This is a genomic window from Polaromonas sp., from assembly GCF_012927415.1.
Lineage (GTDB): Bacteria > Pseudomonadota > Gammaproteobacteria > Burkholderiales > Burkholderiaceae_C > Polaromonas.
In genome coordinates this window covers 22,807-31,666 of the sequence record NZ_JABBPF010000062.1, presented here as the reverse complement: position 1 = coordinate 31,666, position 8,860 = coordinate 22,807, and the positions used below count along the sequence as shown (strand labels likewise).

General features: G+C 62.3%; 6 protein-coding genes and 1 pseudogene. 3 read left to right on the top strand and 4 right to left on the bottom strand.

Annotated elements, in window-relative coordinates:
• A pseudogene (locus HHJ19_RS06525) lies at nt 1-1,290 on the bottom strand (AlkA N-terminal domain-containing protein); the annotation flags it as partial.
• A 131-nt stretch (nt 1,291-1,421) separates the two neighbouring features.
• Between HHJ19_RS06525 and HHJ19_RS06520 the strand changes: the two are divergent.
• The 3 genes from HHJ19_RS06520 to HHJ19_RS06510 all read left to right on the top strand — a co-directional run bounded on the left by HHJ19_RS06520 (nt 1,422) and on the right by HHJ19_RS06510 (nt 5,446).
• Complete coding sequence (locus HHJ19_RS06520) at nt 1,422-2,963, top strand: phosphomannomutase/phosphoglucomutase (protein WP_296905142.1); 1,542 nt, start codon at nt 1,422-1,424, stop codon at nt 2,961-2,963.
• Nucleotides 2,964-3,077: 114 nt separating this feature from the next.
• The gene (waaC, locus tag HHJ19_RS06515) at nt 3,078-4,115 is read left to right on the top strand and encodes a lipopolysaccharide heptosyltransferase I (protein WP_296905140.1); all 1,038 of its coding nucleotides are present in this window, start codon (nt 3,078-3,080) and stop codon (nt 4,113-4,115) included.
• Between the two features lie 5 nt (nt 4,116-4,120).
• A complete protein-coding gene (locus HHJ19_RS06510; RefSeq protein WP_296905138.1) occupies nt 4,121-5,446 on the top strand; it encodes a 3-deoxy-D-manno-octulosonic acid transferase in 1,326 nt (441 codons plus the stop codon).
• A gap of 563 nt (nt 5,447-6,009) precedes the next feature.
• On the opposite strand, the gene HHJ19_RS06505 is transcribed toward HHJ19_RS06510, so the two are convergent.
• The 3 genes from HHJ19_RS06505 to HHJ19_RS06495 all read right to left on the bottom strand — a co-directional run bounded on the left by HHJ19_RS06505 (nt 6,010) and on the right by HHJ19_RS06495 (nt 8,854).
• On the bottom strand, nt 6,010-6,723 hold the full coding sequence (locus HHJ19_RS06505) for an aspartate/glutamate racemase family protein (RefSeq protein WP_296905136.1): 714 nt from the start codon (nt 6,721-6,723) through the stop codon (nt 6,010-6,012).
• Nucleotides 6,724-6,795: 72 nt separating this feature from the next.
• Nucleotides 6,796-8,064 (bottom strand): FAD-binding oxidoreductase, encoded by a 1,269-nt coding sequence (locus tag HHJ19_RS06500; RefSeq protein ID WP_296905134.1) that lies wholly within the window; start codon nt 8,062-8,064, stop codon nt 6,796-6,798.
• Nucleotides 8,065-8,128: 64 nt separating this feature from the next.
• Nucleotides 8,129-8,854, bottom strand: a complete 726-nt coding sequence (locus HHJ19_RS06495) for an amino acid ABC transporter ATP-binding protein (RefSeq protein WP_296905132.1) — start codon at nt 8,852-8,854, stop codon at nt 8,129-8,131.
• Nucleotides 8,855-8,860: the final 6 nt, after the last annotated feature.

Here is an 8,860-nt window from a genome sequence, read left to right as displayed (position 1 = left end):
GGTGATGGCCGCCTGGCGCTGCCTGACGAAGCCCAGCAGGCCCAGCGCAACGCTGCTGGCGGCGGCGAGCAGCGCCGGGGCCGGGAAAAGGCGCGACAGTTGAGGCCAGGGCGTCTCAATCGGCTCGCCAAATTTTTCCACCAGGCGCTGTGCCAGCGTGCGCGCCGCCGCCACCGTGACCTGCTGGCCCAGCACGGCGCGCACGGCCAGCTCATAGCCGTCCAGCGCACCCGGCACGCGCTGGCCGCCGGTGTTCGGAAAACTGGCCTGTAGAACACTGTTGATGGCTGCCGGGTCGGCGTCCAAATCAAACATTGCGCGCACCCGCCGGATCACCAGCGGCAAGACTTCACACAGCGAGTCGCTGACCCGCAGCACCAGCTGGCAGCGCGTCTCGTCAAAACCGGCGAGCAACCAGCCAGCGTGCTCCCGGCCGCCAGATTCCACTCGGAATGTGCTGCCTGTGCACGGCTGACGGGCATCGATAGCGACAAATTCAATGCCATTTATGGCGTGCGTGGCAAAAAATCCGAGCATGGCCGCCACGTCGTAAGGCGGGCGGTAGCCCAGCCGCACGGTGATGCCGCCGCCGGCTGGCCTGGGCCCATGGCGGCGCTGTTGCGTCGGGTTCAACTTTTAATGCGCCACGAAGGCGGCATTGAAACGCCGCACGCTGGCAAAGCCGCTGATCAGCGCCACTTGCGTGATGGGCAAGTCCGTGTCGGCCAGCAACTGCTTGGCCGTGAGCAGCCGCCGTGTCTGCAAATATTGCAGCGGCGACACGCCGAACTGTGCTTCGAAAATCCGCCGCACATGGCGGTCGCTCACGCCCAGCCGCGCAGCCAGTTTGGCAATGGCGGGATCCTGCCGTGCCGGAGCAGACCCAGACGGCCGCAGCGCTGGGCCACCCCAGGCGAGGCCAGCTTTCCCAAGCGACGGCGCTATGCGCGAAGCGACACGCGCGGGCGCCTGATCCTCTGGCTCGTCGAGCAGCCGCGCGGCCTGGTGCGCCAGAATGAAGGACGCGTCCTGCACCGACCAGGCCACCGAATGCGGTGCCAGCTCGGGCCGGCAACGCAGGCAGGGCCGAAAGCCGGCATGTTCGGCTTGCGCTGCATGGCGAAAAAAGCGGCAGTTTTCGCGCTTGGGGGTCTTGACACTGCAAACCGGCCGGCAGTAAATGCCGGTAGAACTGACGCCAGTAAAAAAGCGGCCGTCGAAGCGGGCATCCCGCGCCTTCAGGGCGAGGTAGCAGTCGTCGTCGGCAAGGAGGGAATTAGCGCGTGTCATGCAGAAATGATACGCCCGGCAGTGCAATGCACTAGCCACATTCGGACATGTCCAGGCTCGCCTGTCGGAGGATTTCGGGCAGAAGGCCACGCCTACAATCATTTCAGTTCAACTTACACGAAGTTCCTCCCATGCAAGTCAATCCGTCCATTTTCAAGGCCTACGACATCCGCGGCGTCGTGCCTTCCACCATCAACGAGGTGCTGGCCGAGGCGCTGGGAAAAGCCTTTGGCAGCGTGGCGCTCAAGGACGGCGAAAAGGCCGTCGCCGTCGGTCGTGATGGCCGGCTCAGCGGCCCGTCGCTCAGCGCCGCGCTGATTCGCGGCTTGATCGCTTCGGGCATTGACGTGGTCGACGTGGGCATGGTCACGACGCCCATGCTGTACTTTGCCGCCAACACGCTCGCCTCGTCCGGCATCCAGGTCACCGGCAGCCACAACCCCAAGGACTACAACGGCTTCAAGATGGTGCTGGCAGGGCGCGCCATTTACGGCGAGGAGATCCAGGCGCTGGGCCGCTCAATTCAGGCTGAAAGCTGGGTCACGCCAGCAGCGGCCGGCAAGCTCAGCCAGGTCGACGTAGCATCCGCCTACCGCGAGCGCATCGTTTCGGGTGTCAAGCTGTCGCGGCCCATGAAAATCGTCATTGACTCGGGAAACGGCATTGCGGGTGCCTCGGCGCCGGCGATTTTCCGGGCGCTGGGCTGCGAAGTCACCGAGTTGTTCAGTGACGTTGACGGCAACTTCCCCAATCACCATCCCGATCCGAGTAAACCGGAGAATCTGCGGGACCTGATCCGCGCGCTGCAAAGCGGTGACGCCGAGCTGGGCCTGGCTTTTGACGGCGATGGCGACCGGCTTGGCATTGTGACTAAAGACGGCCAGAACATTTACCCCGACCGGCAGATGATGCTGTTTGCGCGCGATGTGCTGAGCCGCGTGCCCGGCGGAACGATCGTCTACGACGTGAAATGCTCGCAGCGCCTGGCGCCCGAGATCGAAGCGGCTGGTGGCGTGCCCCTGATGTACAAAACCGGCCACTCGCTGATCAAGGCAAAGATGAAAGAGGTCAACTCGCCGCTCGGCGGCGAAATGAGCGGCCACATCTTCTTCAAGGAGCGCTGGTACGGTTTTGACGACGGCACCTACGCCGGCGCCCGCCTGCTGGAAATCGTCAGCCGATCGCCGGATGCGGGCGAGGTGCTTAACCGCCTGCCCACCAGCTTTAGCACGCCGGAAATCAACGTGCTTTGCGCCGAGGGTGAACAGCACACGGTGGTGACAAAACTGATTCAGATCGCTGAGGAGGCCGTGCGCAGCGCCGGGCCGCCCCAACCAAGCACAGCCCCCTCGGGGGGCCGAGAGCTACACGCAGTGAGCGACCGTGGGGGTAATGAACTCGGCGCCGGGCAGCCCCAAGCAGGCACAGCTCCCTCGGGGGGCAGCGTCATCAGCCAAGCGATAAGCATGGGGGCCAAACTTTCTACGATTGACGGCGTGCGGGTCGACTGGCCGGACGGTTTTGGATTGATTCGCGCCTCCAACACCACGCCGGTGCTGGTGCTGCGCTTTGAAGGGCAGACGCCCGAGGCACTCACGCGCATCCAGGCCGACATGCTGGTCCTGCTGCGCGGTGTTAAGCCGGACGCAGTTTTTGCGGCACCAGCGCATTGATCCGTTTTCCCGTCATTCCTGCGAAGGCCGGGAATTTATCACCCCCAGCGCTGGATCCTTGTCTTCGCGGGAATGACGGATTGCGTGGTGTGATGCCCCAATGAAGCATCGATTGTGAAAATCCTCCTGGTCAAGCTGTCGTCGCTGGGCGACGTGGTGCATACCCTACCGGTCGTGCGGGACATCCACGCCGCCTTTCCCGGTGCGCAGATCGACTGGGTGGTTGAGAAATCGTTTGCGCCGCTGCTGGCACGCTGCCCGGGACTGCACCGCATCATTACCTGCGAAATCCGGCGCTGGCGCAAGTCGTTCTGGACGGCGGCGACGCGCAGCGAATGGCGCGCTTTCAAGGCGCAATTGCAGCGGGATGCCTACGACGCCGTCATCGACCTGCAGGGTTTGAGCAAGTCGGCACTGGTGGCGCGGCTGGCGCGGTTAGAGAAAAGAGGTGAAGGCGGAAAGCGCTTCGCCCTGGCCAACCAGACCGAAGGCTCGGCTTACGAAGCGCCGACGCGCTGGTTGGCTTTTGTTGCCATTCACATCGCACCCCACACCCCTGCCGTGCGGCGCTCGCGCGAGCTGGCGGCCACGGCACTCGGCTACGCGCTGCGTTCCAATCCTGATTTTGGCTTAAAACCGCTCCATGTCCAGCAATTACCGTCATACTCAGCTATCGAAACAGTAGCAGGACAGATTGCCTTTGTGCATGGCACTTCGCGTGCCGACAAGGAGTGGCCGCTTGGGCACTGGACAGAACTGGGCCGACGGTTCCTTGCAGCAGGCTACCAGATCGTGTTGCCGCATGGCAGCGCAGCAGAACTGGTGACCAGCCGGAGCATCGCCGATGCGCTCAATGTTGACCGGGCCGACGGCCAGCCAGCGCCTGCTGTCGTCTGGCCCCCACTGGCACTCGATGCGCTGACAGACCAGCTCGCGAGCTGCTCCGGTGTGATCGGCGTGGACAGCGGCGTCAGTCACATCGCCGTGGCGCTCGATTTGCCACATGTGCAGATCTACAACTTCGACACCGCCTGGCGCACCGGGCCGCCACCGGCAGGGCGGCAGCTCAGCGTGTTTGCGCGGCCCGCGCCTGATGTCGACGCTGTCTGGCAGGCCTGGCTGGCCTGCAGCGCCACGGCCGTCGCGCCATGAGCTTCATGAACACTCTGGCGCGCCAGCTTTATTCGCTGTTCATGATGCTGGGCCAGCCGTTGCTGCGCCGCAAGCTGGCGCGCCGTGGTCTGCACGAGCCGGGTTATCTGGAAGCGGTTGAAGAACGCTTCGGCCATTACATCCAGCCGGGGGAGACGGCTTCGGAACTGGTCTGGCTGCATGCCGTCTCGCTGGGGGAAACGCGCACGGCGGCCATGCTGCTCAAAGCCCTGCGCGCGCAGCACCCCGGCCTGCGAATTTTGCTTACGCACGGCACGGCGACTGGCCGCGCCGAGGGCAGGACGCTGCTGCAGCACGGCGACGTGCAGGTCTGGCAACCGTGGGACAGCCCGGCCGTCGTGGCCAGGTTTTTCGCTCACTTCAAGCCGCGTCTGGGGCTGCTGATGGAAACCGAAATCTGGCCGAATCTGGTGGTCCAGGCCCAGGCGCGCGCCATGCCGCTGCTGCTGGTCAACGGGCGCCTGTCTGAAAAATCCCTGAAAAACGCGCTGCGCCTTGCGCTGCTGTCGCGGCCGGCCTATGGCGCGCTGACGGCGGTTTTCGCGCAGACTGCAGCCGACGCGGCGCGCTTCAGCCAGCTCGGCGCGACAGTTTCCGGTGTCTTTGGCAACCTCAAGTTTGACGCCAGGCCCAGCGTCAGCCAGCAGGCGCAGGGCAAGGCCTGGCGGCGGGCGGTTGCGCAGCCGGTGCTGATGTTCGCCAGCTCGCGGGATGGTGAAGAAGAGCTTTTTCTCAAACAAATAAGTGTCGTGGTCCAGCAAGAACGCGTACATGCAGCTATCGATTCTGTAGCATATGCAGGCTCCAAAAATGTCCGCTTCCTGATTGTGCCGCGCCACCCGCAGCGTTTTGACGAAGCCGAGGCGCTGATCAAGCAGCACGGTTTGAGCGTGTCGCGCCGCTCAGGCTGGGACGGCAGCCCGGCCGACAACGACGAGGCCATGCAGGCCGATGTCTGGCTCGGCGATACGCTGGGCGAGATGGCGCGGTATTTCGGCCTGAGCGACGTGGCCCTGCTGGGCGGAAGTTTTGCGCCGCTGGGCGGGCAAAACCTGATAGAAGCGGCGGCCTGCGGCTGCCCCGTTGTGATGGGGCCGCACACCTTCAATTTTACCGAGGCGGCAGAGATGGCCCAGGCCGAGGGCGCGGCGCTGCGTTCAGCGGACATGGCGGAAGCCGTGCACGCCGGGCTGGAGCTGATCAGTAATCCGCCCACGCTGGCCGCAGCAGTGGCTGCAGGGCTGGCGTTTTCCGCGCGGAATCAGGGGGCGACGGCGAGGACCGTGGGGGCGTTGCGGGGGTGTTTGTAATGCGGCGGAAGCGGGCGCGGGCGACCCCCGTAAGGAAGAAACACGTCGTCGCGGCGTCATGATTTGCATGACCTTGCTGTCGACGTATTTCTGCTAGCGAAATTGTAGGTTACGGCGTTCAGAACGTTGCAATTTGCAACACCTCGTGTCTTTAACAGCCTCAGTCCGTCCTGCTGCCGCGCTATGGAGGGAAGCCGGCAAAGCGGGTCAGGTTGACCATTCGGGCGGGAGTCTTGATTCATGCTTTTCGGCGTCCCGTGTTGATGCTTCCGCTCCCCGAGTCCTTTGGAAGCTCTTACGGACACCTGCGCGAAGTACAGAGCCCAAGATCGATTTCTCTGGGCAACCACTGCATCAACCGTTCGTCATAAACGGTGAAGCCGAGTTGAGCGAAAGAATCGTGCCAGGATTGGGTGGGCGCAGAACGTTAATCATCGATTGCAAATGCCTGTAAATAGTCTTCTCCGAACGGTCGACGCTGTTTGACTGACTGTCCTCATCGCAGCGAACCAACCATTCATTGACTCTCCTGATTGGCGCATCCCGGCCAAGCGCAGGCCTCCCTACAAACTCGAATGCAGGTAATTGACCATCGAGATGAAATCAAATACCGGCAGGCCCGAGTGGCGGCGGATCGCTGCCGCGTAAGGGGGCAAGTCCGTGCACTCCAGAACGAAGGCGCGAATGCCCGGGTGCTGATCAAGCGCCCGCAGTGCAGTGCCCAAAACTTCCTGCTCGATCGCTGCCAGATCGATTTCGGCATCGGGTTCGGCAAACATGCGCATCCATTCTTCGCATTGTTCGAGACCCAGGATGCAAAGCCCCTCGGTGCGCTCGATACCGACCGATGACAGGTGTTCGGGCCGTAGCGCACCCGCGTTGGCCGTAAGTATGCAGATTTCGCTTTTCGGGCCGTGAATCCGCTGGACCAAGGGCACCTGCAACAGGCTGGAGGTAAAAACCGGCACGCTGACGGCCTCGGCGAGTTGCTGCTGGAAGATTGCGTTGAACCCGCAGCTCGTCGTGATGGCCCTGATACCCTGTGCGGCCATGGCCTTCGCGTCGGTGATCATGGTTTGAAGAACGCCCGGGTCAGGGTTCTCGAGAATCGTGTGAACATTCGCGCCACGCACCGGATTGAACCGCACCGGGTAGTCATACGACGCAGGGTTGGTGCTGTTGCCGACCAGGGTTTCAAGCTGCTGCAAGCCTTTTGGCACCTGCCCGGTTTCCCAGCACAGGATGCCGATTTTTGCCGCGCTGGTTTCGCTTGTCATGAGGTTCCTCAAATTATTTTCGGTGGGGTTTGGGCAGACCGATTGTGCGATGCACGCTGAACCTGCTTTCCTTCAGAACCTGTTGATCCGGTAGGGCGTCAGGTCGAATGGTTCGGCACGGCCGCCCACCATGCCGGCAATCAGCTGGGCGGTGATGGCAGACAAGGTCAGTCCCAAATGGCCGTGCCCGAAGGCATAAAAAACATTCTTGCAGCGTGCAGACCGCCCGATCACGGGCAATGAGTCGGGTGTTGAGGGGCGATGGCCCATCCATTCGCGCTGAACAGTCTGCAAGCGCGTGCCGGGCAGCACGCTGTTGACAAAGGGCATCAGCGCGCGGATGCGCCGGAAGTCGGGCGCGGCCGTCAGGCCGGCCAGTTCGTCGCCGCTGACCACGGTGATCCCATCATGCATGGGCGACAAAACACAGTCCTTTTCCGGAAAGCCGACCGGGCGGGTCAGCAGCGGCCCATCCGTCAGGGCCAATGAAATATGGTAGCCACGCTCGGTGTCGAGACTGACCTGATCCCCCAACTGGGTTGCGAACTGTTTTGACCACGCGCCGGTGGCGATGACCACCGAGTCAAAGCGGTGCGTGGCCTGTTCTGTTCGCACGGATATGCCGCCATCATTCAATGGCTTTATTTCCTGCACGTTTTGCTGAATGTAGCGCGCGCCGCGCAGCAACGCCCCATTAAAGTAGGCTTGCGCCAGTCTCATGGGGTAGTTGACGAAGCCGCTGTCGGGCTGAAACAGGCCGCAGTGATAGGCGTCCTTGTTGAGCTTGGGTTCAAGATCAGCGATCTCACCGGCGTCGAGAATCGAGAAGTTGATTCCGTGACGCGTCATCAATTCACGCTCGAGTGCGGTTTTTGAAAATGCGGCTTCCGAGCCGTAGACCTTCAGCCAGCCTACCAGCTTGATGAAACCAAGGGCGTCACTCAAGCCGGCCAGCGCCTGGTGCGCGTGCATGGCGCTGGATACCAGCGGGTGGAGTGCCGCTGCGATAGCCGCAACGCGTGCAGGCCGGCCCGCCGCGATAAAACGGGCAAGCCAGGGCAGCGCCTGGAAAACATAGGCGGGCCGCAGCACCGCGGCACCGTTGCGATCAAAGAGATACGACGGAATCGAGCGGATGACACCGGGTGTGGCAGTGGGCGTGACCGCACCGCCCACAATGCCGCCGGCATTGCCGAAGCTGGTTGCCGCACCCACCTCGCCACGGTCAATGACCGTGACCGCGTGGCCCTCGGCAGCGAGCGCCAATGCCGTCGCTGCGCCGACAATACCGGCACCCACCACGGCAATGGAGCGTTGGCGTTTCGTTTCAGCTGTGTTCATGTGATTCGTCAGGTATTTTTCGAAAGTTCATGCCAATGTGCGGAAATGTCCGCTGTGCCTGGTTCTAGTGGTGAAGAATCTTCCCGAGAAATTCGCGTGTCCGCTCGTTGCTGGGGGTCTTGAAGAAGGCCTCTGGTTCGGCAACCTCAACAATGGCGCCCTTGTCCATGAACACCACGCGGTCGGCAACCTTGCGCGCAAAGCCCATTTCATGCGTGACAACAATCATGGTCATGCCGTCTTTGGCCAGCGCAACCATGACGTCGAGGACTTCGTTGATCATTTCCGGGTCCAGCGCTGAGGTTGGCTCGTCAAACAGCATGATCTTCGGTTGCATGCAAAGGCTGCGCGCAATGGCAACGCGCTGCTGCTGTCCGCCCGACAACTGATGCGGATAGGAATCGAACTTGTCGCCCAGACCGACTTTTTCAAGCAGCTGCCGGCCACGGCTGACGGCCTCTTTCCTGGCCAGCTTGCGCACATGAATCGGCGCCAGCGTGACGTTTTCAAGAGCCGTCATGTGCGGGTAGAGATTAAATTGCTGAAAGACAAAGCCAAGCTCCATCCGCAACTGGCGCAGTCCTGCCGTCCGGGTGACGGAAGCGCCGTCGACCACCAATTCACCACTTTGAAATTTCTCAAGGCCGTTGACACAGCGGATGAGGGTGCTTTTCCCGGAGCCGCTGGGCCCGCACACCACCACCACCTCGCCCTTGGCGACATTGAGGTTGATGTTTTGCAGAACGTGGTTGGTTCCAAACCATTTGTTCAGTTCGCTGAATTTGATCATGGGCAA

Excerpts from the sequence above, each read along its gene's own strand:
- HHJ19_RS06520 (WP_296905142.1), top strand. The coding sequence starts at position 1,422 with ATGCAAGTCAATCCGTCCATTTTCAAGGCCTACGACATCCGCGGCGTC.
- HHJ19_RS06510 (WP_296905138.1), top strand. The coding sequence starts at position 4,121 with ATGAACACTCTGGCGCGCCAGCTTTATTCGCTGTTCATGATGCTGGGC.
- HHJ19_RS06505 (WP_296905136.1), bottom strand. The coding sequence starts at position 6,723 with ATGACAAGCGAAACCAGCGCGGCAAAAATCGGCATCCTGTGCTGGGAA.
- HHJ19_RS06500 (WP_296905134.1), bottom strand. The coding sequence starts at position 8,064 with ATGAACACAGCTGAAACGAAACGCCAACGCTCCATTGCCGTGGTGGGT.
- HHJ19_RS06495 (WP_296905132.1), bottom strand. The coding sequence starts at position 8,854 with ATGATCAAATTCAGCGAACTGAACAAATGGTTTGGAACCAACCACGTT.